The 24,307-nt window shown below is 68.3% G+C and carries 27 protein-coding genes; 17 read left to right on the top strand and 10 right to left on the bottom strand.

The features are described 5' to 3' along the window. Positions 1–27 precede the first annotated feature (27 nt). Together CQ034_RS17085 and CQ034_RS17090 are read right to left on the bottom strand one after the other, a co-directional pair. Complete coding sequence (locus CQ034_RS17085; RefSeq protein WP_105712004.1) at positions 28–1,521, bottom strand: ABC transporter substrate-binding protein; 1,494 nt, start codon at positions 1,519–1,521, stop codon at positions 28–30. Between the two features lie 27 nt (positions 1,522–1,548). Further along, a complete protein-coding gene (locus tag CQ034_RS17090) occupies positions 1,549–2,244 on the bottom strand; it encodes a DUF1684 domain-containing protein (RefSeq protein WP_105712005.1) in 696 nt (231 codons plus the stop codon). 198 nt (positions 2,245–2,442) lie between these two features. Between CQ034_RS17090 and CQ034_RS17095 the strand changes: the two genes are divergently transcribed. The 4 genes from CQ034_RS17095 to CQ034_RS17110 all read left to right on the top strand — a co-directional run bounded on the left by CQ034_RS17095 (position 2,443) and on the right by CQ034_RS17110 (position 4,121). Further along, the gene (locus CQ034_RS17095) at positions 2,443–2,697 is read left to right on the top strand and encodes a hypothetical protein (RefSeq protein WP_105712006.1); all 255 of its coding nucleotides are present in this window, start codon (positions 2,443–2,445) and stop codon (positions 2,695–2,697) included. A 223-nt stretch (positions 2,698–2,920) separates the two neighbouring features. Next, positions 2,921–3,205 (top strand): DUF1778 domain-containing protein, encoded by a 285-nt coding sequence (locus tag CQ034_RS17100; RefSeq protein WP_105712038.1) that lies wholly within the window; start codon positions 2,921–2,923, stop codon positions 3,203–3,205. Beyond that, the gene (locus tag CQ034_RS17105) at positions 3,198–3,701 is read left to right on the top strand and encodes a GNAT family N-acetyltransferase (RefSeq protein ID WP_105712007.1); all 504 of its coding nucleotides are present in this window, start codon (positions 3,198–3,200) and stop codon (positions 3,699–3,701) included. Before CQ034_RS17100 ends, CQ034_RS17105 begins: the two co-directional genes overlap by 8 nt. Before the next feature lie 87 nt (positions 3,702–3,788). Next, complete coding sequence (locus CQ034_RS17110) at positions 3,789–4,121, top strand: hypothetical protein (RefSeq protein WP_091027859.1); 333 nt, start codon at positions 3,789–3,791, stop codon at positions 4,119–4,121. Positions 4,122–4,165: 44 nt separating this feature from the next. Here CQ034_RS17110 and CQ034_RS17115 read toward each other — a convergent pair whose 3' ends face one another. Beyond that, a complete protein-coding gene (locus CQ034_RS17115) occupies positions 4,166–4,822 on the bottom strand; it encodes a TetR/AcrR family transcriptional regulator (protein ID WP_105712008.1) in 657 nt (218 codons plus the stop codon). A 64-nt stretch (positions 4,823–4,886) separates the two neighbouring features. Between CQ034_RS17115 and CQ034_RS17120 the strand changes: the two genes are divergently transcribed. Next, positions 4,887–6,200, top strand: a complete 1,314-nt coding sequence (locus CQ034_RS17120; RefSeq protein ID WP_105712009.1) for a glycosyltransferase — start codon at positions 4,887–4,889, stop codon at positions 6,198–6,200. 223 nt (positions 6,201–6,423) lie between these two features. Here the strand turns inward: CQ034_RS17120 and CQ034_RS17125 are convergent, their stop codons facing one another. After that, positions 6,424–7,527, bottom strand: a complete 1,104-nt coding sequence (locus tag CQ034_RS17125; protein ID WP_105712010.1) for a hypothetical protein — start codon at positions 7,525–7,527, stop codon at positions 6,424–6,426. Further along, a complete protein-coding gene (locus tag CQ034_RS17130; RefSeq protein ID WP_105712011.1) occupies positions 7,524–8,492 on the bottom strand; it encodes a hypothetical protein in 969 nt (322 codons plus the stop codon). The genes CQ034_RS17125 and CQ034_RS17130 overlap by 4 nt, the downstream gene beginning before the upstream one ends. Positions 8,493–8,525: 33 nt before the next feature. Between CQ034_RS17130 and CQ034_RS17135 the strand changes: the two genes are divergently transcribed. Next, a complete protein-coding gene (locus CQ034_RS17135) occupies positions 8,526–9,125 on the top strand; it encodes a GNAT family N-acetyltransferase (RefSeq protein ID WP_258134252.1) in 600 nt (199 codons plus the stop codon). Positions 9,126–9,174: 49 nt separating this feature from the next. Here the strand turns inward: CQ034_RS17135 and CQ034_RS17140 are convergent, their stop codons facing one another. Continuing rightward, positions 9,175–11,526: an arylsulfatase gene (locus CQ034_RS17140; protein WP_105712013.1), complete on the bottom strand. Its 2,352-nt coding sequence runs from the start codon at positions 11,524–11,526 to the stop codon at positions 9,175–9,177. Between the two features lie 135 nt (positions 11,527–11,661). Here CQ034_RS17140 and CQ034_RS17145 point away from each other — a divergent pair, with 135 nt between their 5' ends. Continuing rightward, entirely contained in the window at positions 11,662–12,018 is a 357-nt protein-coding gene (locus tag CQ034_RS17145; protein ID WP_258134253.1) for a hypothetical protein, read from the top strand. Between the two features lie 28 nt (positions 12,019–12,046). Here the strand turns inward: CQ034_RS17145 and CQ034_RS17150 are convergent, their stop codons facing one another. Then, positions 12,047–12,634: an Lrp/AsnC family transcriptional regulator gene (locus tag CQ034_RS17150; protein WP_237682566.1), complete on the bottom strand. Its 588-nt coding sequence runs from the start codon at positions 12,632–12,634 to the stop codon at positions 12,047–12,049. A gap of 150 nt (positions 12,635–12,784) precedes the next feature. Here CQ034_RS17150 and CQ034_RS17155 point away from each other — a divergent pair, with 150 nt between their 5' ends. Genes CQ034_RS17155 through CQ034_RS17175 form a run of 5 tightly spaced genes read left to right on the top strand, consistent with a single transcriptional unit; the run spans position 12,785 to position 17,999 of the window. Beyond that, positions 12,785–14,368, top strand: a complete 1,584-nt coding sequence (locus CQ034_RS17155) for an ABC transporter substrate-binding protein (protein WP_105712015.1) — start codon at positions 12,785–12,787, stop codon at positions 14,366–14,368. A gap of 11 nt (positions 14,369–14,379) precedes the next feature. After that, positions 14,380–15,441 carry an ABC transporter permease gene (locus tag CQ034_RS17160; RefSeq protein WP_105712016.1) on the top strand — a complete coding sequence of 354 codons (1,062 nt, stop codon included), beginning with the start codon at positions 14,380–14,382 and terminating at the stop codon, positions 15,439–15,441. Further along, positions 15,438–16,349 carry an ABC transporter permease gene (locus CQ034_RS17165; RefSeq protein ID WP_105712017.1) on the top strand — a complete coding sequence of 304 codons (912 nt, stop codon included), beginning with the start codon at positions 15,438–15,440 and terminating at the stop codon, positions 16,347–16,349. Before CQ034_RS17160 ends, CQ034_RS17165 begins: the two co-directional genes overlap by 4 nt. Further along, the gene (locus tag CQ034_RS17170) at positions 16,346–17,167 is read left to right on the top strand and encodes an ABC transporter ATP-binding protein (protein WP_105712018.1); all 822 of its coding nucleotides are present in this window, start codon (positions 16,346–16,348) and stop codon (positions 17,165–17,167) included. The genes CQ034_RS17165 and CQ034_RS17170 overlap by 4 nt, the downstream gene beginning before the upstream one ends. Next, on the top strand, positions 17,160–17,999 hold the full coding sequence (locus tag CQ034_RS17175; RefSeq protein WP_105712019.1) for an ABC transporter ATP-binding protein: 840 nt from the start codon (positions 17,160–17,162) through the stop codon (positions 17,997–17,999). Before CQ034_RS17170 ends, CQ034_RS17175 begins: the two co-directional genes overlap by 8 nt. A 215-nt stretch (positions 18,000–18,214) precedes the next feature. On the opposite strand, the gene CQ034_RS17180 is transcribed toward CQ034_RS17175, so the two are convergent. Beyond that, complete coding sequence (locus CQ034_RS17180; RefSeq protein WP_105712020.1) at positions 18,215–18,919, bottom strand: hypothetical protein; 705 nt, start codon at positions 18,917–18,919, stop codon at positions 18,215–18,217. 228 nt (positions 18,920–19,147) lie between these two features. Here CQ034_RS17180 and rpsF point away from each other — a divergent pair, with 228 nt between their 5' ends. The 5 genes from rpsF (at position 19,148) to CQ034_RS17205 (ending at position 21,836) form a co-directional block, all read left to right on the top strand. Further along, positions 19,148–19,516, top strand: coding sequence for a 30S ribosomal protein S6 (rpsF, locus tag CQ034_RS17185; protein WP_029264265.1), 369 nt, complete (start codon positions 19,148–19,150; stop codon positions 19,514–19,516). A gap of 5 nt (positions 19,517–19,521) precedes the next feature. After that, a complete protein-coding gene (locus CQ034_RS17190) occupies positions 19,522–20,037 on the top strand; it encodes a single-stranded DNA-binding protein (protein ID WP_029264266.1) in 516 nt (171 codons plus the stop codon). Positions 20,038–20,105: 68 nt separating this feature from the next. Continuing rightward, the gene (rpsR, locus tag CQ034_RS17195; protein ID WP_017829850.1) at positions 20,106–20,360 is read left to right on the top strand and encodes a 30S ribosomal protein S18; all 255 of its coding nucleotides are present in this window, start codon (positions 20,106–20,108) and stop codon (positions 20,358–20,360) included. An 11-nt stretch (positions 20,361–20,371) separates the two neighbouring features. After that, positions 20,372–20,824: a 50S ribosomal protein L9 gene (gene rplI, locus CQ034_RS17200; protein WP_029264267.1), complete on the top strand. Its 453-nt coding sequence runs from the start codon at positions 20,372–20,374 to the stop codon at positions 20,822–20,824. Positions 20,825–21,107: 283 nt separating this feature from the next. Next, positions 21,108–21,836 carry a GntR family transcriptional regulator gene (locus CQ034_RS17205; protein WP_105712021.1) on the top strand — a complete coding sequence of 243 codons (729 nt, stop codon included), beginning with the start codon at positions 21,108–21,110 and terminating at the stop codon, positions 21,834–21,836. Positions 21,837–22,014: 178 nt separating this feature from the next. On the opposite strand, the gene kynU is transcribed toward CQ034_RS17205, so the two are convergent. Next, positions 22,015–23,289 (bottom strand): kynureninase, encoded by a 1,275-nt coding sequence (gene kynU / locus CQ034_RS17210; RefSeq protein ID WP_105712022.1) that lies wholly within the window; start codon positions 23,287–23,289, stop codon positions 22,015–22,017. A 22-nt stretch (positions 23,290–23,311) separates the two neighbouring features. Next, complete coding sequence (locus tag CQ034_RS17215) at positions 23,312–24,304, bottom strand: amidohydrolase family protein (RefSeq protein WP_105712023.1); 993 nt, start codon at positions 24,302–24,304, stop codon at positions 23,312–23,314. Positions 24,305–24,307 lie beyond the last annotated feature (3 nt).

The following is a 24,307-nucleotide window of genomic DNA, read 5'->3' on the forward strand; positions in this document are numbered from 1 at the left end:
TGCCGACGCGCGGCATCCCCTCGCGCGTCAGGACTTGACGATGTCGTAGGCGAAGAACTGCGAGTTCAGGCCGTTGACCGGGTACCCGCTGAGGTCACTCGAGGCGACCACGATCTGCGGGTACAGGTACAACCATACGCTCGCGGCATCCGCGGCGATCTTCTCGTTTACCTGCTTCAGCAGGGCCGTCTGCTCGTCGGTCGTGGTGGCCTGTTCGGCGTCGGCGACCCACTTCTGCACCTCGGCATCGTTGTAACCCCAGTAGAAGTCGGGGTTGCCGTACCAGACCACGTCGCGGTCGTTCACGTGCTCCTGGAGGGTGGCTTCGAAGTCCTGCTCCTTGAAGACCTTCGTGTACCACTCGTCGGCGCTGATCGTGTTGATCTCGACCGTGATGCCGACCTCGGCGAGCTGGGACTGCAGGAACTCCGCGACGGCGGGGTGCGGGTCGTAGCTCGGGGTGTCGAGGGTGAACGTGAAGCCGTCGGCGTAGCCGGCCTGGGCGAGCAGGTCCTTCGAGAGCGCCACGTCGTACGGGTTCACCGAGGTGAGGTCTTCGTACCAGGGGTCGGTCGGCGGAACCATCGAGCCGATCAGCGTGCCGTAGTCGCCCCAGATCGATTCGAGCAGCTTCTTCGTGTCGATCGCGGAGTAGATCGCCTTGCGCACGAGGGCGTCGTCGAAGGGGGCGACGCGGTCGTTGAACGCGAGCAGCTCCTTCGTGGTCGAGGTGCCCTCGCTGATCACGTACTCGTCGTTGTCGAACTGCGCGAGCGAGTCGGGGCTCTGCACGCTGGTGATCACGTCGATCTCACCCGTGAGCAGCGCGTTGTTCTCGGCCGTCGCGTCGGTGAAGTACGTGTAGACGACCTCGCCGTTCTTGGCGGGCTCGCCCCAGTAGTCGTCCCAGCGATCGAGGGTGAGGGTCGAGCCCTTCTTCCACTCGTCGAGCGTGTACGGACCGGTGCCGTCTTCGGCGCTGGTGATGTCGCCGGCCTCGTCGTTCACGATCCAGACGTAGCTGAGGTTGTAGAGGAACGAGATCGACCGCTGCGACAACGTGAAGACGACCGTCGTGTCGTCGGGGGTGGCGATGTCGGCGATCACGCCGAAGCTCGACTTGCGCGCGGAGACCGAATCCTCGGCCGTGACGGCCTCGACGCTCGACTTCACGTCGGCGGAGGTGAGTGGGTCGCCCGAGTGGAAGGTCACGTCGTCGCGCAGCGTGATCGTGTAGGTCAGACCGTCGTCGGACACCTGGGCGTCTTCGGCGAGCAGCGGCTCGACCTCACCGTCGTCCGTCAGCCGGTACAGGCCCTCGTAGACGTTGCCGGTCAGCGCCTCGGTCACGCCCTGGCCGCCACCCTGGGTGTTGCTGAGGTTGGTGGGCTCGTACAGCGAGCCGATGAAGACGGTGGCGTCTTCGCTCGAGGCGTCGTCGGTCGTGCCCGACGCGCAGCCGGCCACGAGGGCGAGCGTGGCGACGGCGCCGAGCGCGCCGAGGATGCGAGTTCTTCTCATGACTACTCCAGGGTGAGAGTGTGCGGCTCAGGCCGCATAGATGTCGAAGCCGTCGCGGAAGACGACGTTCTTCTCGCCTGCTCGGATAGGCAGGGGGAAGCGGTTGGATGCCGGCGGCAGCGGGCAGTTGTACTGGGCGCTGAAGCCGCAGGGCGGCACGAACGCGCGGTTGAAGTCGAGGGTCACGGAGCCCTCGTCGTCGCGCAGCTGCACGAACAGGAAGCGACCGGATCCGTAGGTCTCCGAGCCGTTGGTCTCGTCGCCGAAGACGAGCAGCAGCGTGCCGCCGTCGTCGAACGCGGCGAGGTCGTACTCGCGGCCGTTCAGCTCGAGGCGGATGTCGCCGGGGACGACCAGGTCGCGTGTGCCGCCGTTGTCGCGGATGTGCTCGAATGAGACCCGGCGGTCACCGGAGACGGGGGTGAAGTGGCCCTCGAGCACCCACGCCGGGTCATACTCGTACGTGTCGATGCGGTCGAACGCGCGAATAGCGGGGGCGTCGGCATCCCAGACGCGCAGGCCGTGTTCCGCCTGGCCGGTCTCGATGTTCGTGCGCTGGATCGGCGTCACGGTCTCGGTGGGGGACGCGGCGCGCTGCGCCGCATCCAGGTCGGGGAGCTCGCCGGTCCAGCGCGTCTCGACCAGGGCGAGGTTGCCGGTGGCAGACGTGACGGAGGCGCGGCGCTCGGCCTGCCACTGGGTGTGCTCTTCGCGTTCAGACATCACTTTCAATTCTCCTGCATGCAGAACGGGGTGGGGCCGGGCTCGTCACTCGGGGTAACGAGGTCTCGTGCTCAGCCACGGGTTCGTCAGTGCGGTCGGATTATCACGTAGCGTTATAGCTCATGACTCTTTGTCCTGGAGTCTGCTGGACAACGGAAGAGCACCATGCATATCCGGAATGTCTGATGGGTACTTCACATGCTGACGATGGAGAGGAATGAAGCCGTGAGTGCAGAACGTAAGCCCATTCGGGCGCAGTCGCTTGGTCGTGCGTTGGCCGGCTGGATCTTCGTTTTCCTCGCCGCGTGCATGGCGTTTGGTGCAGCCGCTACCGCAGTCGATGAGGGATGGCGGATCTTCTTGTTCATCGATGGCGTCGTACTGGTTTTGGGACTTGTCGTTCTCATGTCGATGTGGATCCTTCGCCGACGTCGCACGGTTGCGCAGGCGTGACGCGCTCTGGGCCTGCCCGGTAGGTGGCTTGCCCCACACGGGGGCACCTCCGCCTTTTATCGGGAGATGCCGGGGTAGGTCTGATGTGAGGACCGATGGGGATGCGTCGCGCTGCGCGACGCATCCCCATCGGGGCCGAACCCGTCACCCGGGATAACGAGTTCCGTCGCTCAGCCGCACGGAGGCTCCCATGTGTACGGCGATCTGCCGTACACTCGACTTCATGAGCACCTCGACTTCTCCGCTGAAGAGCGCCCGTCTGGAGTTCCGCGTCACGGCGGATCAGAAGGAGACGATCGAAGAGGCGGCCGCGATCGAAGGTCGTACCGTGACCGACTTCTCGGCTTCCGTCCTCGTGGAGCGAGCACAGGAGGTCATCGAGCGCGAACGCCGATTGCTCGTCGATGCCGTGCGGTTCGACGCCTTCATCGAGGTGATGGAACGCCCGCCACGCACCGTCGAGGGCCTCCGCGAGCTGCTGAGACGTGAATCCGTCTTCGTTGACTGAGTTCCTGACGCCGCGGCCCCTTGCGTCCGGCGACAAGCTGTCCGACTTCCGCTGCGGCGAGGAGAGCCTCGATATCTGGCTGCGCGGCCGGGCCCGCTCGAATGAGAAGAGCGGCGCCTCGCGCACGATGGTCTCGGTCACGCGGGAGGGGAGGGTTGCGGGGTACTACTGCCTGGCCTCCAGTGCCATCGATCGCGGCGATGGGCCGCCACCACTTGCGGTCGGCATGCCCGGGTCTGTTCCCATCGTGCTGCTCGGCCGCTTGGCCGTCGACCGGGAGTACTCGGGTCGCGGCTTGGGATTCTCGCTTCTGCAGCACGCGACGATGCGGGCGCTCGAAGCCGCAGGCGCCATCGGCGTGCGCGCGATCCTCGTGCACGCGATCAACGACGAAATCGTCCCGTTCTACGAGCGGTTCGGCTTCACCGCCTTCCCGGATGCGCGTCGCACCCTCTTCCTCGTGGTGAACGACGCCCGCGCGACCCTCGCGCTGTGACGGGGCTGTCGAGTCCCCCGGAGTGACGCACTCGGATGCTCACGCGAACGGGAGTCTCGTACTCTGACACGAACCGTGAGGAGAGAAATGGACGACCAGCGCCGCAACCGGAGCCTGCCGGGCGACCACGTCATGTGGTTCCACGTCTTCGTGTCGGTGGTGGCTGCGCTGTTCATCTTCATGAGGATTCTCGAGATCGCTGGGTGCACGGCTCGCTGCGACTATCCCGCAATAGGCTCGTCCACTCACGCGTTCTGGTGGACGGATCTCTCGCTCTTCATCGTCGCCGCAGGCTCCTACGGTTACTTCAGGTCTCGAATCCGAAGGTCCTGGATCATCCCGACGAGTGGCGTCGCCCTCACGCTGATCGCGTTCGTCGTCGCCAACATGGCGCTGAGCGCCGCGTTGGGCCAGTTGTAGGGCGAGAGGCAGCGAAGGCAGACGTCACGGGTGGTCGGGGTCCTCTAGTCAGCGGGAGACAGCCTCGTCGCCGTGATCTCGGCATCGACCGCCGCGCGCAGCCACGCGGCGTAGCGGTCGGTCGTCCAGCCGGACTGCGCGACGAGCTGCTGGTAGCTCTCGGGGGAGAGCAGGAACGACAGGGCGTCGGCTGTCGTCGCCTCATCGATGCCGGGGGCGGCGATGCCGCGCCGCCGCAGTTCCGAGACCAGCATGCGGTAGTCCGCGCCGCGTCGCTCCAGGATGCGGTGCAGGGCGGCGTCGACGACCGGGTCGGAGAGTGCGGCACCGAGCAGCACCGTCCACAGCCCGTGACCTCGCGCGTTGGCAGTGGTGATCTGGGTCAGCACGACGTCGAGGAAGACCTCGTCGGGAAGTTCGAGCAAGCCGGCGGCGACCTCGGTGTCGGCGAGGGAATCCGCGCCCTCCGATCCCGAGAACGTGGTCTCGAATGCGGCGATCAGCAGCTCGGCCTTCGCGGCCGTCGTCTTCACGGTCTCGGCGGACACCCCCGCCTCCCGGGCGATCGCGGCGATCGTGGTCGCCTGATACCCCTGCGTCGCGAACAGGCGGGCGGATGCGGCGACGATGCGCGAGCGGGTCTCCTGCGCCTGGCGGGCGCGCAGTTCCGATCGATAGGCGCGGGGGGCGGCCTCAACCATTGACTTTCCTAACGGGGTGATGAATACTACGACGGTACATTCGATCTTAGGGAAAGAATCCGCCATGTCCCGCTACCTCATCACCTGCACGCCCGCGCACGGCCATGTCGTGCCCTTGCTGCAGATCGCTCGCCACCTCCTCTCCCGCGGTCACGACGTGAGCTTTCTCACGAGCAGCCGCTATGCCGAACGCGTGCAGGCCGCCGGTGCGCGCTTCCTCCCGCTGCCCGTCGACGCCGATGTCGACCTCGACGACGCTGATGGCGCGTTCCCCGAGCGTCGGGGGCTCACCGGTCCCGCAGCCCTGCGGTTCGACATGAGCAACCTCTTCGTCCGCCCCGGCGCCGCGCAGCTCGCCGCGGTCCGCGCCGAGCTCGAAGCCCGCCCCGTCGACGCCGTCCTCACCGAGCCGCTCTTCGTCGGCGGGGCGCTCCTGCAGCTGCTGCCCGCGCACGAGAGGCCGCCCGTCGTGGTGCTCGGCATCTTCCCGCTCGGGGCGCGCAGCGCCGACACGGCGCCGTTCGGGCTCGGTGTCACCCCGATGCCCGGCCCCCTCGGCCGCTTGCGCAACGCCGCCCTCCGCACGGTCGCCGAGCGCGCGATCTTCGGTGGAGTGCAGAAGGAGGCTGACGCGATGGCGCGTCGTGAGGTCGGCCGCGACCTGGGCGGCTTCGTGCTCGACTGGGCGGGCCGCGCCGACGCCTACGTGCAGTTCACCGTGCCCGAGTTCGAGTACCCGCGCCCAGACCTTCCCGCCACCGTGCACTTCGCGGGCCCGCTGCCTCCGACCCCGTCCGACCCCGTCCTGCCGGAGTGGTGGTCCGACCTCGACGGTTCACGGCCGATCGTGCACGTCACGCAGGGGACCATCGCCAACTCCGACTTCGGGCAGCTCGTGCAGCCGACCATCGCCGCGCTCGCCGCATCGGATGCCCTGGTCGTGGTGTCGACGGGTGGGCGCCCGGTCGATGCACTGGCCGGAAAGCTGCCCGACAACGTGCGCGTCGCCGAGTACCTTCCGTACGACCGTCTGCTGCCCCTCGTCGATGTGCTGGTCACCAACGGCGGCTACGGCGGCGTGCAGCAGGCGCTCGCGCACGGGGTTCCGCTCGTGGTCGCCGGGCAGACCGAGGACAAGGTCGAGGTCTGTGCGCGAGTGGGCTGGTCGGGTGCCGGGGTGAATCTGCGCACCAGCACCGCGACGCCGGCGCAGGTCGCGCGCGCCGTGGAGCGCGTGCGGTCGGACTCCTCCTATCGCGCGAACGCCGAGCGGATCGGTGCGGCCATGCGCGATGCCGATGCGTGGCGAGAGCTGGACCGATCCCTCGACGAGCTCGCGGGTCGGTGGGCGCGGGTCCGGGGCGGCGCCCGGAGCTGACCCCGCGCTAGAAAGCGCATTCCGGCGCATGGATGCAACGCGTTGCAACCCCATCCGGTATACCATTCGGGTATACGCCCAGCAGTGTCAGTCCCCAGCTGACGGTGGGCGGGGCGGCTCAGCCGCCATGCGGAGGGAGAGTCGATCTTCTTTCGATCCCGAGGGGGGATGGGGTGGGAGTTCGGTCCCCAGCCGACACCCACCCCCACACTCGGACTCCGCCTCAGTTCATGCGACTCATGAACCAGAACGCCGCGAACACGATCACGATGATCAGCGGCAGCCACGTGCCACCGCGCTTGAGCCGTCTTCCCTGCGGAGCGACCCCCGGCGGAGGCGTGAGCAGGCCCGCCGGCGCAGCGAACGGCAGCGCCCGGCCCGGAACCGCAGCAGATGCCGTGGCGCCCGGGTTCTCGGCGACCAGGCGCTCGTCGCGCCACCGCGCCCACTGATCGAACTTCGTCAGCAGCGCGCCGACCGTGCCGAACAGCCAGGCCCAGGTGGCGGGATCGAGCGTCGACACCTTGCGCTGCGTGTACAGGAAGAGCCAGTCGTCGACGATCTCGACGTCGAGCTGCGCGGCGTTGTCGATGAACCGCGCCATGATGTCGGGCGTGAACAGGTAGAGCGCATCGCGTTCGTAGCCGGCCGGGCAGTACAGGGTGAAGTGCTGGTCGAAGTCGCCCTCGAGCGACAGGCGCTGCTCCTTCTGGAACGAGGCGGGCAGGTTCGAGCCGAATCCGTTGTTGCCCTTCGCGTCGAGCACGATGTTCGGCAGCGGCACGTCGAGCTTCACCGCGACATAGCCCCAGCGGTAGGTGGTCGAGTTCTTGCCCGACTGCACCGTGTACTGGTAGTTGCCGAACTCCACGAAGCGCGGCCTCGTGCCCCGGAGCAGGTCGGTCGACTGCCGCGACCGGCCGAGGCTGAAGATCATGCCGGGCAGGGGAGGGTCGGCCACCTTCGGCTCGTACGACATGCCGTTCGCCTGCGCGAACCGATGCAGCCGGTACCGCGTGGCCTGCGCGTTGCGCACGCCCATCCAGATCATGACGCCCGCGGCCGCCAGCAGCAGGACGATCAGCACCAGCGGGATCGCCATCGCCGACGGGCTTCCGCCGAGCGACGCGATGCTCACGATCACGCTGACCATGACCGGGATCAGTACGACCGCGGCGATCGCCACGGCGACGATGCCGATGACGGTGGATGCCGACGTCCGCGACGACGGACGCGAACGCAGCTCCGCGGCGAAGGCCCGCACGGCGGCCGCATCGACCGGGTCGGTGAGCGGTCGCGCGTCGAAGGTCGCCTGCGGCGAGGTCATCGGTTCACCGTGTCGGCGTCCCAGGTGAGGTCGGCGCCCTCCGGGATCGCGAAGGCCTCGAGCCGCTCGTCGGCGCAGAGCGCGTCGATCAGCGCGGGGGAGCCGGCCACGATCGTCGAGTCGAAGTCGACCTCGCTCACCATCACCCAGGTGTGATCCTCGGGCCACAGCAGGCTCGGGCTCTGGGGCGGCCGGGGGAACCCGCGCTCCTCGGCGGCGCGGTCGCGCCACGGGACCTGCCGGGCCCACTCCGGGTCGGCGAAGGCGCGCGGCGGCGCGGAGAACAGCACGTGATCGCGCATCGGGAGCCGGAGGCGCGGTCCTTCGGAGATCTCGCGCGAGAGGATGCCCTCCTGCCAGGTGGGTTTGCGGAAGACGTTGTTGAACGGATCGTGCGTGCTGCGATCCAGCATCGCCTGATGGTTCGGGTCGTCCGTGAAGGTCGGGGAACCGCCGGACGGGGTGATGCCGTAGAAGCCGAACAGATCGCCGCGTCCCTCCCAGAGCGCGGCGTAGCCGGCATCCGGAGTCTGCGTGTGGTCCACGAGGTGCGTCGCGATGGCCGCCAGGTGCTCCGGGGCGAGCTCGCCCTCCAGCGGGGCCGAGAACTCGCGACCGTCCGGAGCGATCCGCGTTCGCCAGTCCCCATCCGTCGGGGTCCGCACGATCCGGTGCCACTGCGCCAGCGGGTGCAGGGTCGTGTCGAAGGTGGCGGCCGTCTGCGCCCAGGTGGCCGGCTCGTCCACGAACCGTCCGACGAGCGCCTGCTGCTCGGCTTCGGGCAGCCGGTCCCACTCGTCCGAGGTCGGCACCGCACGGTCCGGGAGCGAGCGGACGATCGCCGGATGCAGGATCCGCGCATAGGCGGCGAAACCGCGCGGGACCACCGAATGCATCGTCTCGAGGTCCGTGTCGAGTCGCTCGCGCACCCAGGCTCCCGCCGAGGGATCAGACATCCACTCCATGCGACCACGCTACCCGGCCGTAAGGTGAGAGCCGTGTCCCCGACAGCCGCGCCTTCGTCCCGTGCGTTCGCCCCGGAGTATCCGATCCGCACCGAACGCCTGATCCTGCGTCCGATCACCCCCGATGACGCCGCCGCCATGCACACCTACAAGTCCGACCCGGATTCCGTGCGCTACGTGCCTTACGGACCGCTGGAATTCGCCGACATCGAGCGGCGCATCGCCACGATCTGGTCGAACACGCGCTTCGACAACGAGGGCGACGCCGTGAGTCTCGCCGTCGAGGAGCGTGAGACCGGCGAACTCGTGGGTGACGTGGTGCTGTTCTGGCGCAGTGAGAAGGACCGTGCAGGCGAGGTCGGCTACATCTTCGACCCTCGCGTCGCCGGCCGCGGCTACGCGACCGAGGCCGTCGCCGCACTGCTCGCGCTCGGCTTCGACGGACTCGGCCTGCACCGCATCGCGGCACGGATCGACGACCGCAACACGGCATCCGCGCGGGTCGTCGAACGGCTCGGCTTCCGGCGCGAAGCGCGGTTCGTCGAGAGCGAGTGGTTCAAGGACGAGTGGGCGACCCTGCTCGTCTACGCACTCCTCGAAGACGAATGGCGCGGTCGTGACGGCGGGAAATGACGAGACGGCGTGCGATCGGTGATCGCACGCCGTCTCGGGCCGCCTTCGGCTACTGCTTGAGCATGGCGACCGCGAGCTTGTGCTCGTCGTCGATCAGGTGGGAGTGGTCGTCATCACCGAGGTCGATGCGCACCCACTCGATCGTGCCCGTGAATCCATTGCCGGTCGCGCCGTAGTCGGGCGACACCGGAGAGGCCAGGTCGCTGCCGACGTCGACCGTCTCGTCGAACGTGAACTGGAACGGGATCGTCTTCTCGACGCGACCCTCACCGATCTTCTCGTCGCCGGCGTAGAGGGTGACCGTGCCGCCCTTGGCGAGCCCGCCGCCGTCGTACGCGAAGTGGGCGCGCACCTCTTGTTCGCCGGTCGGGACCGGGGAGTCGGAGCGCACGATGTCGACATCGATGCCGAGCAGGTTGTACGCGAAGGCGAGATCGCCGTCCTTCGCATAGAACGACCAGCCGCCGTAGGCGCCGCCCTGGGCGATGAGCACGCCGTCGGCACCCGCATCCGGCACCGAGACCTGCGCCGTGACGGTCCACGACTTGTTTTTGATGTTGATCGTCGAGTTCTCGCTCATGCGCTTCATGCCCGGGTAGAACTTCTGCGAGTCACCGGTGATGAGCTGCGGGCGCCCGGCGATGTCGGGATTCATCCGCTCGGCGGACCGGATGTCGAGCGGGAGCACGTTGAAGCGGGCCGCCTGGATGAGGAACAGGCGCTGCAGGTGCGCCAGGCGCTCGGGCTCCGCGGCGGCGAGATCGTTCGACTGGGTCCAGTCCTCCTCGACGTTGTAGAGCTCCCAGACGTCGTCGTCGAGACCGTGGGACGAGCCGGCCCAGGGGTCTTTGTGCTTCGCCACCGCGGTCCACCCCTTGTGATAGATCGCACGGTTGCCGAGCATCTCGAAGTACTGCGTCTCGTGCTGCTCCGCCGCATCGGCATCCGCGAAGGTGTAGTTCATCGGGGTGCCCTCGTAGGGGCGCTGGGTCACTCCGTTGACGGTGGTCGGCTCCGGGATGCCGGCTGCGGCGAGCACCGTCGGGGCGACATCGATCACGTGGCTGAACTGGTTGCGGATGCCGCCCTTCTCCACGCCGCCGTTCGGCCAGCTGACGATCGTGCCGTTGCGGGTGCCGCCCCAGTGGCTGGCGACCTGCTTCGTCCACTGATACGGAGTGTCCATGGCGTGCGCCCAGCCGACCGCGTAGTGGTTGTACGAGCTCGGCGTGCCGATGTCGTCGATGTGGTCTGCGACGTACTGCTCGGTCTCGATCTCGTTCATGTGATTGATCGTGAAGCCCTCGTTCGTGGTGCCGTGCATCGATCCCTCGGCGCTCGCGCCGTTGTCGCCGATGATCACGTAGACCAGCGTGTCGTCGAGGATGCCGAGCTCTTCGTACGCGTCGAGCAGGCGTCCGACATGGTGGTCGGCGTAGGCGAGGAACCCGGCGTAGACCTCCATCTGTCGAGCCAGGGCCGGCTTGATCAGGTCGCTCATCTCGTCCCAGGCGGGGATGCCGGGGCTGCGCTCGGTGAGCACCGCGTCGGGCGGGATGACGCCGAGTTCGAGTTGGCGGGCGAAAGTCTCCTTGCGGATCTCGTCCCAGCCCTGATCGAACTGGCCCTTGTACTTGTCGGCCCATTCGGCGGGCACGTGGTGCGGAGCGTGCGTGGCGCCGGGAGCGAAGTAGGTGAAGAACGGCACCTCGGGGGCGAGCGACTTCTGCTCCCGCACCCAGGCGATCGCCTTGTCGGTCATGTCGCCCATGAAGTGGTAGCCGTCCTCCGGCGTCCCCCAGGGTTCGATGGGGGTCGTGTTCTCGTAGATGGCCGGGTACCACTGGTTCGTCTCGCCGCCGAGGAAGCCGTAGAAGTACTCGAAGCCGTTGCCGGGCGTCGGCCAGCCGTCGAACGGTCCGATCGCGCTCGCCTGCCAGACCGGGACCTCGTGGCACTTGCCGAACTGCGAGGTGTTGTAGCCGTTGAGCTTGAGCGTCTCCGCCAGCGGCGCGCAGCTGTTGGGCCGCAGCGAGTTGTAGCCCGGCGCCGAAGTGGCGATCTCGGTGATGCCGCCCATCCCGACGGTGTGGTGGTTGCGGCCGCTGAGCAGGGCCGCCCGAGTCGGCGAGCACAGGGCGGTCGTGTGGAAGCGCGTGTACTTCAGGCCCGCGGCCGCGACGCGCTCGAAGTTCGGCGTGTGCACGGGGCCGCCGAACGCGCTGGACGCGCCGAAGCCGGTGTCGTCGATGAGCACGACGAGGACGTTCGGCGCTCCCTCGGGCGGGCGCACCGGCGTGATGGGCGGGAATGAGGTGTCCGGATCGGTCGCGTCGTAGGTGACCGTGCCGGTGTAGGCGAGGTCGGGGATCGGAAGGCTGGAACGCTGCAGATCGGGCATGACACTCCTACGGCTCTCGGCGACAGGGCACACGTCGCCTCTTGCCGCACAGCCTAAGGACGGTAGCGAGGAGCCCGGCGGCCGGCTCACCCGGCGCGGGTGATGGTGCCAGGCGCATCCCGCATAATCGAGGGTGTGACTGCGACAGCAACCCTTCCTTCCCTCGACGGCCGCCGCTTCCGGATGGTCTCGTCCACGACCTCTGCAGTCGACCCCGAATCGCCGAGCATCTTCGAGTACTTCGAACGTGACGGCGCGATCTGGGGTGGATACGAGGGCGACACGGTCACGTTCGGCAAGTTCGTCGGCACGCGCACCGGCGACACGATCTGGGTGTCTTTCGTGCACGTGCTCAAGGCCGACGGCACCGTGGTGACGGGGGACGGCGAGAGTGAGCTCGAGCTCACCGACGACGGCGGCATCCGCCTGGTCGAGCACTACGAGATGCACGGACTCCCGCAGCTCAGCGTGTGCGAGGAGATCGCGGCCTGACGCCGCAGCGGGTCGCGGGTCGCGGGGCTCAGCGCGGGGGCAGCGCGTCCCGTCCGGCGGTGGCCGGCGTCCAGCGCGTCATCCCGAGCGGGATCTCGGTGCTGCGCTCGGGCAGATCGGCCGGCAGCAGGTAGGGCCGGCGGATCACCTCGTCGAGCACGACCACGCTGACCACGGTCCGCACCTCCGGCAGTTGCGCGATGACCCCGGTGGAGAACTCGTGCACACCGCTCACATCGACAGCGCGGATCAGTAGCATCGCGTCGTGCTCTCCGGTGGTGATGGCGCACCACTCGACATCGGGCATCTCGAGCACGCGCTCGCGGAACGACGCCCAGGCCTGCGGCATCACCGTGACGAACACGAGTGCGCCGATCGAGAGTCCGGCCTTGGCCTGATCGACCCGGGCGCTGAAGCCCGTGATGACGCCGTCATGCACCAGCGACTCGACCCGTGTGTACGCACTCGCGCGGGAGATGCCTACCTTGTCGGCGAGAGCGGCGATCGAGACGCGACCGTTATCACGCAGCACATCGAGGATTCTGTATGCCGTCTCGTCCAATGGGGCGGCACTTCGTCCAGAATGCTTCGACTGATCCGCATCCTTGCTGGACATATTGCTCCTCACGACCGACGTTCTGGACAGAGCGTGCGGGGACCACGCCCACTCGCTGGACACATCGTCGCATATGATGCGAATCTGAACCCCGGTCGTCCACATCGGTGGCGACTCACCCGAATGTACTCCTCGCCCCTGGAGGTCCTCATGTCGTCACGCCGTATCACGCCGGTCATCGCGCTCGGAGCGGTCGCGATCTTCGCGCTCGCCGGATGCTCGGGAGGGAACTCGGCCGGCAACGGCGACTCCTCCGGCTCCGACTCGCTCGTCATCGACACCGCGTTCTCGATCGAGACGGCCGACCCGGGGCACACCTACGACCCGACCGGCAACATGATCGCGAAGGCGCTGTACGAGACCCTCGTCGACTTCGAGGGGTCCGACGTCTCGACCCCGGTGCCCGGACTCGCCTCGTGGGAGCAGAACGACGAAGCGACCGAGTTCACGTTCACGCTCGAGGGTGACCGCGTCTTCTCCGACGGCTCGCCGATCGAGGCGAAGGACGTCGTCTTCTCGCTGCAGCGCATCCAGGGCATGGCCGACGCCAAGCCGAACTTCCTGCTCGGCGGCCTCACCATCACCGAGGTCGACGACAAGACGATCCAGATCACGTCCGAGACCCCGCTGCTGCAGCTGCCCGCGATCCTCGCGAACCCGGCGCTCGGCATCGTCAACTCCGACGTCGTGATCGAGAACGGCGGCACGATCGACGGCACCGACTCGGCGCAGAAGTTCCTCGACGGCGAGTCCGCGGGTTCCGGTCCCTTCGTCCTCGACACCCTCGACCTCAGCTCGCAGGTCGTGCTGACGAAGAGCGACGAGTACAACGGCGACGAGGAGGCGGCGTTCACGCGCGTCGTCGTCCGCAACGTCTCCGAGAGCGCCACGCAGCTCGCGAACCTCAAGGGCGGCGACTCGATGGTCGCCATGGACCTCAACGGCGACCAGGTCGCCGGCCTCGGCGACGGCGTCACGGTCGACTCGGTCCCCTCCGGGCAGACCATCTTCCTCCTGCTGAACCAGTCCGAGGCCGTCGCCGGTGAGCTGGCGAACGTCAAGATGTCCGAGGCGATCCGCTACGCGCTCGACTACGACGCGCTGCTCGAACTGGCCGGCGCCGGCTCCGTGCAGGCGACCGGCGTCATCCCGCCCGGATTCGAAGGCGCCCTGGAGTCCGGCGTGGATCAGGACCTGGACAAGGCCGAGGCGGCACTCGCCGAGGCCGGTTACACGGGTCAGACCCTCCAGCTGAAGTTCCCGAACGACTACCCGGTCGGCGGCGTGGAGTTCACCCCGCTCGCCGAGCGCATCCAGGCGCAGCTCGAGGAAGCCGGCATCACGGTCGAGCTGGCCCCCGCGCCCTTCGCGACCGAGCTCGACTCCTACGTCAACGGCACCGAGGGCTTCGGCCTGTGGTTCTGGGGTCCGGACTACGCGGACTCCGCGAACTTCCTGCCCTTCGCGCCCGGCCTGAAGGTCGGACTCCGTGCCGGTTGGGCTGCTGAGGCCAACCCCGAGATCGCCGGAATCGCCGCCGGTGCTGCCGCGGCGACCGACCCCGAGCAGCGCACGGCCGCGTTCACCGAGTTCGCCGAGGCTATGCAGGCCGAGGGCCCGTTCGTCCCGCTGATCGTCCCGGGTCGCAACATCTCGTCGGCCGACAGCGTGAGCGGTGCGGTGTACAACTCCGTCTGGGAGATGGACATCGCCGAGATCACGCCCGCCGGCTGAACGGAAATCCCATGACGACAGTGGCGGTGCAGAGGCAGGCGCAGCGGCGCCGATCGCCTCTGGTCGGATACCTGCTGCGGCGGGCGGGCACCTCCCTGCTCCTGCTGGTGGGCGTGACGATCGTGACGTTCGCGCTCACCAACCTGGTGCCGGGAGACCCGGTCTCGGCGGCGCTCGGTGAGGGCGCCTCGCAGAACCCGGCGACGCGCGAGGCGTTCATCAAGGCGAACGGACTCGACCAGCCACTGTTCGTGCAGTACTTCATCTACATGGGGAACCTGCTGCGCGGGGACCTCGGCACGTCGCTGGTGACCGGACGCCCGGTCACCAGCGACCTCGCCACCGCGGTGCCCGCGACCATCGAGATCGCGATCGGCGCGATCATCGTCAGCCTCGCGGTCAGCATCGTGCTCGGCACCCTCGCCGCCTACCGTCGCGGCCTCGTCACCGACCAGGTCATCCGGGTCGTGACCCTGGTCGGGCTGAGCGTGCCGACCTTCTGGCTGGCGCTCGTCAGCTTCTACGTCTTCTTCCTCGAGCTGCGCATCGCGCCGGGATCCGGCCGCATCTCGCCGTCGATCACGCCGCCGCCGCGCGTGACGGGCCTCTACACGGTCGACTACCTTCTGAACGGCGACGCTGTCGGCTTCTTCGACGCCCTCGCGCACCTCGCGCTGCCGGTCATGGTGCTCTCGCTCGTGACGATCGGACTGCTCACCCGCTTCATCCGCACCTCGGTGCTCGAGGTCCTCGGCAGTGACTACGTGCGCGCCGCCCGGGCCAAGGGGCTCCCCGCCATGCGCGTGATCCTCGACTACGTGCTCCGCGGAGCCTCGCTGCCGATCCTCACCGTGGTGGGTGTCGCGTTCGGGGCACTGCTCTCGGGCACGGTGCTCGTCGAGTCGGTGTTCGCCTGGCCCGGCCTCGGCACCTACGCCTACAACTCCGCCGCCAACCTCGACCTGCCCGGCATCATGGGCGTCGGTCTCGTGGTCGGCATGATCTACCTCCTCATCAACTTCATCGTCGACATCCTCTACGGCGTGCTCGACCCGAGAGTGAGGATCGCATGAGCCGCATCGCCGCCGCCACGCCCGCCGGCCGCTTCCGCTTCCGCTGGCCCCGCGCCTGGCGCACCCCGCTCGGCATCATCGGCACCGTCATCGCGGGCGCCTGGGTGATCGTGGCCTTCACCGCGCAGTGGTGGGTGCCGTATCCGCCGAACGCCCAGGTGCTGCCTCGCCTACAGGCGCCGGGCATCGACACGCTGCTGGGCACCGACGGCAACGGCCGCGACATCTTCTCGCGTCTGATGACGGGTGCGACCGTGAGCCTGCCGCTCGCGCTCATGCTCGTGATCGCCGCGATGATCATCGGCACCGTCATCGGTGCCGTCGCCGGATACTTCGGCGGCTGGGTCGATGAGACCCTGATGCGCATCACCGACCTGTTCATGGCGTTCCCGACCGTGATCCTCGCGATGGTGGTCGCGGCCTCGCTCGGCCCGTCGCTGTTCAACGCGGTGATCGCGGCGATCGTGGTGTCGTGGCCCCAGTACTCCCGCGTCACCCGCAGCATCGTGCTGGGTCTGCGTGGACAGAACTACGTGATCGCCGGACGGCTGCTCGGGCACTCGCCGGCCCGCACCCTGTTCGTCGACATCCTCCCGAACATCGCCGGGCCCGTGCTGGTGCTCGCGACGCTCGACATCGGTGCGGCGATCCTGCTCCTCTCCGGACTCTCCTTCCTCGGTCTCGGCGCACAGCCGCCGACCGCCGAGTGGGGCTCGATGATCTCGGGTGCGATGCAGAACTTCGACGCCTGGTGGCTCGGGGTGTTCCCCGGCCTCGCGATCCTGACCGTCGTGCTGGCGTTCAACTTCCTCGGAGACGCGATGCGCGATGTGCTCGACCCGACGGCCGAGATCACGCACGAGAAGGCCGCGGAGCACAAGGCATCGGCGACGGGGGTGGCGGCATGACCTCCGTGCAGGGATCCAGCGTGCTCAGCATCCGCGACCTGACCATCGACATCGGCCGTCCGCTCGTCAAGGGCGTCTCGCTCGAACTCGAGGCCGGTCGCATCCATGGCCTCGCCGGCGAATCCGGCTCGGGCAAGACCCTCACCTCGCTCGCCGTGCTGGGACTGCTGCCCCGGCAGGCGAAGACCGGAGGATCGATCCTCCTCGGCGGCGAGGAACTCGTCGGGCTCAAGCGCCGTTCCCTCAACCGGGTCCGCGGCAAGCGCATCGCGATGGTGTTCCAGGACCCGTCGGCGTCGCTGCACCCGCAGCTGCCGGTCGGCCGCCAGCTCACCGACCACATGCGCGTGCACCTCGGGCTCAAGGGTGCGGCGGCACGAGAACGGGCGATCGAACTGCTCGAGACCGTGCAGGTGCCGAACCCCGCCGAGGCCCTCAAGCGCTACCCGCACCAGTTCTCCGGCGGACAGCGCCAGCGCATCGCCATCGCGTGCGCCCTGGCCTGCGACCCCGAGGTGCTGCTGGCCGACGAGCCGACCACGGCCCTCGACGTCACGGTGCAGGCCGGCATCCTGAAGCTGCTGCGCGACCTCGCGGTGGAGCGGAACCTCGCCGTGCTGCTCGTGACGCACGACCTCGGTGTGATGAGCGCGATCGCCGACCGGGTGGCCGTCATGAAGGACGGACGGGTGGTCGAGCTCGCCGATCGCGAGACGCTGTTCCTCGACCCGCAGCACGACTACACGCGGATGCTGCTCGCGGCTCTGCCGGGTTCGCGCATCGATGAGGCACCGGAGCAGGAGGCCGCAGATGAGTGAGGTCCGAGTCCTCGACGCGCAGGACGTGGTCGTGCGCTACCCCGGCAACCCGCCCGTGATCGCCGTGAACGGTGTGTCGATCAGCGTCGCCGCCGGGGAGACCGTCGCGCTCGTCGGTGAGTCCGGCAGCGGCAAGTCCAGCCTCGCCCGCGCCGTCGTCGGCATCGAGAAGACCGCCGGCGGAACGGTGCTCTTCCGCGATGAGCCCGTGGCACCGCTCGGCATCCGCCGTCGGCCCACCGCGATGACCGGCATCCAGATGGTGTTCCAGGATCCGGCGACGTCGCTGAACCCCCGCCGCCGAGTGGGCGACCAGATCGCCGACGGCATCGCGACCGCCCGTGCGCGCGGCGCCGAGGGATCGACCGTGGACGAGTGGCTCGAGCGCGTCGGCCTGCCGACGACCGTGAGCACTCGCTTCCCGCACCAGTTCTCGGGTGGGCAGAAGCAGCGCATCGCGATCGCCAGGGCGCTGGCCGCGCGGCCATCGCTCCTCGTCGCCGATGAGCCGATCTCGGCACTCGACGCCTCGACGCAGACGAGTGTGGCAGGCCTGATGCGTGACCTGGTCGCGGAGTCGGGAGCCGGGATGCTGTTCATCTCGCACGACCTCGCGGTGGTCCGCCGCATCGCCGACCGCACGTTCGTGATGTTCGGCGGGCGCGTGCTCGAGTCGGGGCCGACGGACCAGCTCTGGGCGGCGCCGCAGCATCCGTACACGCAGGCTCTGCTGGCGGCGATCCCGGAACCCGACGGTGCCGGCCGCATCCCCGCCGCGCCTTCGGTCGATGACCGCACGGTGTGGGCCGAGATTCCGCCGGTCATGTACTGAGCGGCCATGTACTGAAACGCGTGACACGAAGGAGATCTCCCGACCTGAAGGACCGGATCGGGCACGAGCTCCTTCAAATCGCGCGATCTCCTTCACTCCGCGTGACCCGGAGTTCCGCGTGACCCGGATTTCCGCGTGACCCGGAGCCTCGCGGGGATCCCCGAACGCACTGCGGGCCGAGGCGAATAGCCCCGGCCCGCAGCATCAGCTCCGCATCAGAGCGGTGCGACGATGTCCTGCTTCACGTCCCACTCGGTGATCTCCATCGCGACCTCGACCGACTGGCCGTCGAGCGAGGCGGTGCTGGTCGACGCGAGGTTGACGTAGTCCGCCGTGACCTCGAAGACGACGTCGACCGTGGTGCCCTGCTGGTCGATCGTGCCGGTCAGGAGGAAAACCTCCTCGCCCAGGCGCTCGCCGGTGCCGGTCACCGTGAACTCGCCGGTCATGGCCTCGGCGGCGGCAGCCGGGTCGAGCGACGTGACGTCGGCGGCGGCGGCGCTCAGCGCGGCGATGACCGGGTCGCTCGACTTCGGATCCGCGACCTGCCACTCGCTCGTCGCGGACTTCACCCAGACGTCGTCGCCGATGGCGACCAGCGAGCCGGCCGGAGAGATCGACTCGAGGGCCTTCTCCGACGGGTTGAACTTCGCCGTCGACTCGATGCCCATGACGGTGGTCTTCGCCGCGTATCCGGCGGTGTCCGACATGGCGTCGGCGATGCAGGCGCCCAGCGCCTTGCCGTCGACGGTTGCGTCCACCTTCAGCTCAGGGCAGTCCGTCGCCGGAGCCTCGGCTTCCTGCGAAGCACCGCTGCTGGGCTTCGACTCGGCCGGCTTGTCCGATCCGCCCGACGAGCATCCGGTGAGCAGCACGGCGGCGGCGAGAATCACGCCGACCCCCCATTTGTTGACGCGCATTGGCGTCCCCCCTCTGGTCGAGTGCCCGATGACCGTCACCGGGCACGCCCTCCAGCATGCCAAGGGCGGGCGCCGACCCGTGCGGGCGACACGGAGGAATCTCCGCTAGACTGTCGAGGTTGTCTGCTTTCCGGCGTCCATTCGGGATTCCTGGGGCGGGCACGTGCACACACCCTCCTGCTCCCGGGAAAGTCCCGAGAGCCGTTCTAGTCCGAAGGAGGTGGGTAAGTGACGCACCAGTACGAACTCATGGTCATTCTGACTCCCGAGATCGACGAGCGCCAGGTCGCACCTACGCTCGACAAGTTCCTGAAGGTCATCACCAACGATGGTGGCTCGATTGACAAGGTCGACATCTGGGGTAAGCGCCGTCTGGCCTACGAGATCCAGAAGAAGAACGAAGGCATCTACGCCGTCGTCAACTTCACCGCTACCAGCGAGGCCACGCAGGAGCTCGACCGTCAGCTGAAGCTGAACGAGCAGATCATGCGCACCAAGGTCCTCCGCTCGGAAGAGGCTCAGGCGATGGTCGCTTCGGAGGCCAAGCGCTCCGAAGAGAAGGCTGCTCGCAAGGCCGCCAAGGCTGCGAAGGCCTGACGTCCATGGCCGGCGAAACCGTCATCACCGTTGTGGGAAACCTCACGGCCGACCCCGAGCTGCGCTACACGCAGAACGGGCTGCCGGTGGCGAACTTCACCATCGCTTCGACGCCTCGGAACTTCGACCGTGCCGCGAATGAGTGGAAGGACGGCGATGCGCTGTTCCTCCGTGCATCCGTCTGGCGCGAGTTCGCCGAGCACGTGGCGGGTTCGCTGACGAAGGGCATGCGCGTCATCGCGCAGGGCCGTCTGCGTCAGCGCTCCTACCAGGACCGCGAGGGCAACCAGCGCACCGCTATCGAGCTGGAGGTCGACGAGATCGGCCCCTCGCTCCGGTACGCGACCGCGCAGGTCACCCGTGCGGCCTCGACCGGCGGTGCCGGCGGTGCCGGTGGCGGCGGACAGGCTCGTCCCGCGCAGCAGCAGGTGTCGGAAGAGCCGTGGTCGACCCCCGGTTCCTCGACGAGCGCAGACGCCTGGAGCACTCCGGGCAGCTTCGGCGACGACACCCCGTTCTGAACAACTTCTGGATCCGGCCGCCGAGCTCGTCTCGGAAACCGGCATCCGCTCATCACTAAGGAAAAACAATGGCTGGAAAGTCGAGCGGCGACCGCCGCAAGCCGCGGAAGGGTGGCAAGCCCACCGCTCCCGCGAAGTCCATCCGGGTCGGTGTCATCGATTACAAGGATGTCGCCACCCTTCGCAAGTTCGTCTCGGAGCGCGGCAAGATCCGTGCCCGTCGTATCACCGGTGTCTCGGTGCAGGAGCAGCGTCTGATCGCCACGGCGATCAAGAACGCGCGCGAAATGGCGCTCCTGCCCTACGCTGGCGCCGGCCGGTAAGGGGTATCGAGATGGCAAAGCTGATTCTCACGAACGAGGTCGCCGGGCTGGGTAGCGCCGGTGACGTTGTCGAGGTCAAGAACGGGTACGCCCGGAACTTCCTCATCCCGCAGGGCTTCGCTACGGCGTGGACCCGCGGTGGCGAAAAGCAGGTCGCTTCGATCCAGGCCGCGCGTCAGGCACGCGCGATCCACGATCGTGACGACGCTGTCGCGCTGAAGAACGCTCTCGAGGGCACCAAGGTGCGTCTCGCGGTCAAGGCCGGCAAGGAGGGTCGTCTCTTCGGCTCCGTCAAGACCGACCACGTCGCGGATGCTGTCGCAGCCGCCGGCCTGGGTTCGATCGACAAGCGCAAGGTGCACATCCCGTCGCCCATCAAGGTGACCGGTGACCACGAGGCGACCGTGCGTCTGCACGAAGACGTCACTGCAGTCATCACGCTGCAGGTCGTCGCCGCCAAGTAAGGCACTTCCCGGAACGCCCCCTGTCCTTCGGGACAGGGGGCGTTCTGTGTGTGTGTGGCGTGTGCTTCCGCGGTCTCGGCGGTACGGATGTCGGGAGTTTGCACGGATGTCGGGCGAAACGCGGCAGTCTCTCCCGACGGGTGTGCGAGCTCCCGACATCCGGCACCGCGGCCGGCACCGGGCGTCGCCGGGTGGGTGCGACGCGGCGGGACGCCGACCACGACGCGGGTGATTTTGGATCCAGAATGCAGAGTTCGGGGCGTTGATCCGATAACCTCGGCCCATGGTGCAATCAGGAAACGCCGTGTCGCCCAAGGAGCGGGCCGAGGCGCTGCAGAAGCTCGCGCAGCGGCATGGAGCCGGATACCGGTCGGTCGGAGCGATGGCGTATGACATCATCCGTGATGCAATCCTCGACGGCACGCTCCCGCCCGGGATGAAGCTGCGCCAGGAGACGCTGGCCGAGTCCATCGGTATCTCGCGACTGCCCATCCGCTCGGCGCTGATCCAGCTTGAGGCCGACGGGCTCGTGATCTTCCACGCCCGCCGCGGGGCGATGGTGCGTGCGCTCTCGGTCGAGGAGGCCACGGAGGTCTACCACCTGCGCACTCTGCTCGAGAAGGAGGCGCTGCGGCTGGCGATGGCCGAGATCACGCCGGAGCGGGTCGACCGCCTGCGTGAGCTCGCGAAGACGGCCGACGACATCTCCGAGGGCGGCGAGTTCGTCGAGGCACGCACCGAGTTCTACGCGACGCTGTACGACGCCGAGTCGCGTCCGCTGATGTGGGAGATGATCGAGCAGCTGCGCCTGAAGCTCGGTCGCTATGTGCTCGGCTGGCGCCTGGTCTCGCCCGGCGCCCACGACCATTCGCACAGTGAGCTCATCGACGTGGTCGCGGCGGGTGATGTGGACGAGGCGCTGCGCGTGCTCGAGTCGCACCTGAACCACGTGCGCGACGGAGTCATCGCGCTGCTGGATGCCGCGGCCGCGGAGGGCAGCGAGGGCGTCTGACGTTAACGACGCACGCCTCGCCGCGGACGGATGCATGACTCCAGCACGGATGCATGACCAGGGTCACCGGTCTGGCCATGCAAGTGTCCCGGAGTCATGCAGGTGAGACCGGGCAGGTGAGACCGGGCAGGTGAGACCGGGCAGGTGAGACCGGGCAGGACGGGACGGAGCGGTCGCGTCAGGTGACGGTGCCGCGGCGGGCGAAGCGCGGTTCGCGCCAGATCTCGGTGCGCAGCACGTCTTCCAGCACGTCGACCGCATCCCACACGTCGGCATATGAGGTGTAGAGCGGCGTGAAGCCGAAGCGGATGAGGTCGGGCGCCCGGAAGTCGCCGATGACCCCGCGCTCGATCAAGGCCTGCATCACCGCGTAGCCGTCTTCATGGCGGAGCGACACCTGGCTGCCGCGGCGAACGGACTCGCGCGGGGTGACCGGCTCGATGCGCCAGTGGGGCGTGAGCCGCGTGTCGACGAGCGGCATGAAGAGCTCGGTCAGCCGCAGACTCTTCTCGCGGACGAGTTCCATGTCGACGTCGTCCCAGATGTCGAGGCTGGCCTCGAGTCCGGCGACCGACAGCAGCTGCGGCGTGCCGACTCGGAAGCGCTCGATGCCCGCGGCAGGAGCGTAGTCGACGGTGAAGTCGAAGGGGCGGGCGTGGCCGTGCCAGCCGGTCAACGCCGGACGCGCCGCGTCGTGGTGCCGGGTGGCCGCCCAGATGAACGACGGCGACCCGGGACCGCCGTTGAGGTACTTGTAGGTGCAGCCGACCGCGAAGTCGGCATCCGCTCCGTTCAGGTCGATCGGCACGGCACCGGCACTGTGGCACAGGTCCCACACGACGAGGGCGCCGGCGGCATGCACCTTGCGCGTGACCTCGGCCATGTCGTGCATCCGACCGGTGCGGTAGTCGACCTGGGTGAGCACGACGACGGCGACGTGATCGTCGAGCACGTCGTCGAGGGTGGGGCCGTCGTCGGAGATGAGCCGGCGCTCCAGGGGTGTTCCACCGCCGAGCAGCTCCTGCACCGCCTCGAGCATGTAGAGGTCGGTGGGGAAGTTGCCGCGTTCCGCGACGATCACGCGTCGGCCCGGCCGCAGCCGGACAGCGGCGACCGTCGCCTGGAACAGGCTCGCCGACGTGGAGTCGCCGAGCACGACCTCGCCGGCATTCGCCCCGATCAGCGGCGCGATGCGGTCGCCGACCGTGCGCGGCTTCGCGAACCACCCCGCGTCGTTCCAGCTGCGGATGAGTCCCGTGCCCCACTCTTCGGTGATCACCCGCTGCAGGTGCGCGGCGGTGTGCCGGGGCAGCACGCCGAGCGAGTTGCCGTCGAGGTAGATCACGCCGTCGGGAAGCACGAAGCGCTCGCGCATCGGCGCCAGCGGATCGCTCTCGTCGAGGGCGGTGCACGTCGCCCGGTCGATGGCCGGGCGGGTGGAGGTGGTGCTCATGAGGGTCCGTTCGAGGTCGGGATCAGCGGCCGAGGAAACGCAGGGCGTTGTCGCGGCGGATGGCGCTCTTCTGCGCCTCGTCGAGGAAGTCGGCGCGGTCGACGACGCCGCCGACGGGCCGTTCTCCCAGGGGATAGGGGTAGTCGCTGCCGACCATGACCTGCGAGGTGCCGAGCGTCTCGACCAGCACCCGCAGCGCGATCGGGTCGAACACGACGCTGTCGACGCTGAACCGGTCGAGGTAGGCCGACGGCGGACGCTCGCTCACACCGATGAGGTCGGGCCGCTGCTGCCAGGCGTTCTCGAAGCGGCCCAACCAGAACGCGAAGGATCCGCCGCCGTGCGCGAATGCCAGCCGCAGCGTCGGCGGCACGCGGTCGAAGACGCCGCCCAGGATGAGGGCGATGATCGACAGGTGTGTCTCGGCGGGCATGCCGGTGAGCCAGCGCGCCATCCACCGGTCGAGCCGGGGAGAGCCCGCCATGTCCCACGGATGCACGAAGACGGGGATGCCCCGCTCGGCGCAGTGCTGCAGGAACGTCACGGTGCCCTCGTCGTCGAGGTCGCGGTCGCCGACGTGGTTGCCGATCTCGACCCCCGCATGGCCGGAGGCGATGGCACGGTCGGCCTCGGCGCACGCGGCATCCGGATTCTGCAGCGGCACCTGCGCGAACGGGATCAGCCGATCGGGGGCGGGTGCGCAGATCTCCAGAGCGAGGTCGTTGAAGATGCGCGCGACCTTGACCGCCTCATCGCCCGACTTGTCGTACGAGAAGAAGACGGGCGTGGGGGAGACGACCTGCATCTCGACGCCGTCGGCATCCATGTCGGCCAGTCGCACCTCGGCATCCCAGCAGTCGTCGCCGATGCGTCGGAACTCGGTCTCGCCGAGCATGATCATCGCCTCGCGCTCGGAGTCCACGCGCAGCGTCGGCCAGAGACCCGGCCCGACCTGCGATGACAGGTCGGGCCAGGAACTCGGCACGAAGTGGGTGTGGACGTCGATCGTGCCCAAGGG

This window comes from Microbacterium sp. MYb45 (assembly GCF_002979655.1).
Taxonomy (GTDB): domain Bacteria; phylum Actinomycetota; class Actinomycetes; order Actinomycetales; family Microbacteriaceae; genus Microbacterium.

Coding starts and splice junctions, on each gene's coding strand:
- CQ034_RS17085 (WP_105712004.1), bottom strand. CDS start 1,521: ATGAGAAGAACTCGCATCCTCGGCGCGCTCGGCGCCGTCGCCACGCTC.
- CQ034_RS17090 (WP_105712005.1), bottom strand. CDS start 2,244: ATGTCTGAACGCGAAGAGCACACCCAGTGGCAGGCCGAGCGCCGCGCC.
- CQ034_RS17095 (WP_105712006.1), top strand. CDS start 2,443: ATGCTGACGATGGAGAGGAATGAAGCCGTGAGTGCAGAACGTAAGCCC.
- CQ034_RS17100 (WP_105712038.1), top strand. CDS start 2,921: ATGAGCACCTCGACTTCTCCGCTGAAGAGCGCCCGTCTGGAGTTCCGC.
- CQ034_RS17110 (WP_091027859.1), top strand. CDS start 3,789: ATGGACGACCAGCGCCGCAACCGGAGCCTGCCGGGCGACCACGTCATG.
- CQ034_RS17115 (WP_105712008.1), bottom strand. CDS start 4,822: ATGGTTGAGGCCGCCCCCCGCGCCTATCGATCGGAACTGCGCGCCCGC.
- CQ034_RS17120 (WP_105712009.1), top strand. CDS start 4,887: ATGTCCCGCTACCTCATCACCTGCACGCCCGCGCACGGCCATGTCGTG.
- CQ034_RS17125 (WP_105712010.1), bottom strand. CDS start 7,527: ATGACCTCGCCGCAGGCGACCTTCGACGCGCGACCGCTCACCGACCCG.
- CQ034_RS17130 (WP_105712011.1), bottom strand. CDS start 8,492: ATGGAGTGGATGTCTGATCCCTCGGCGGGAGCCTGGGTGCGCGAGCGA.
- CQ034_RS17140 (WP_105712013.1), bottom strand. CDS start 11,526: ATGCCCGATCTGCAGCGTTCCAGCCTTCCGATCCCCGACCTCGCCTAC.
- CQ034_RS17150 (WP_237682566.1), bottom strand. CDS start 12,634: ATGTCCAGCAAGGATGCGGATCAGTCGAAGCATTCTGGACGAAGTGCC.
- CQ034_RS17155 (WP_105712015.1), top strand. CDS start 12,785: ATGTCGTCACGCCGTATCACGCCGGTCATCGCGCTCGGAGCGGTCGCG.
- CQ034_RS17160 (WP_105712016.1), top strand. CDS start 14,380: ATGACGACAGTGGCGGTGCAGAGGCAGGCGCAGCGGCGCCGATCGCCT.
- CQ034_RS17165 (WP_105712017.1), top strand. CDS start 15,438: ATGAGCCGCATCGCCGCCGCCACGCCCGCCGGCCGCTTCCGCTTCCGC.
- CQ034_RS17170 (WP_105712018.1), top strand. CDS start 16,346: ATGACCTCCGTGCAGGGATCCAGCGTGCTCAGCATCCGCGACCTGACC.
- CQ034_RS17175 (WP_105712019.1), top strand. CDS start 17,160: ATGAGTGAGGTCCGAGTCCTCGACGCGCAGGACGTGGTCGTGCGCTAC.
- CQ034_RS17180 (WP_105712020.1), bottom strand. CDS start 18,919: ATGCGCGTCAACAAATGGGGGGTCGGCGTGATTCTCGCCGCCGCCGTG.
- CQ034_RS17190 (WP_029264266.1), top strand. CDS start 19,522: ATGGCCGGCGAAACCGTCATCACCGTTGTGGGAAACCTCACGGCCGAC.
- rpsR (WP_017829850.1), top strand. CDS start 20,106: ATGGCTGGAAAGTCGAGCGGCGACCGCCGCAAGCCGCGGAAGGGTGGC.
- rplI (WP_029264267.1), top strand. CDS start 20,372: ATGGCAAAGCTGATTCTCACGAACGAGGTCGCCGGGCTGGGTAGCGCC.
- CQ034_RS17205 (WP_105712021.1), top strand. CDS start 21,108: ATGGTGCAATCAGGAAACGCCGTGTCGCCCAAGGAGCGGGCCGAGGCG.
- kynU (WP_105712022.1), bottom strand. CDS start 23,289: ATGAGCACCACCTCCACCCGCCCGGCCATCGACCGGGCGACGTGCACC.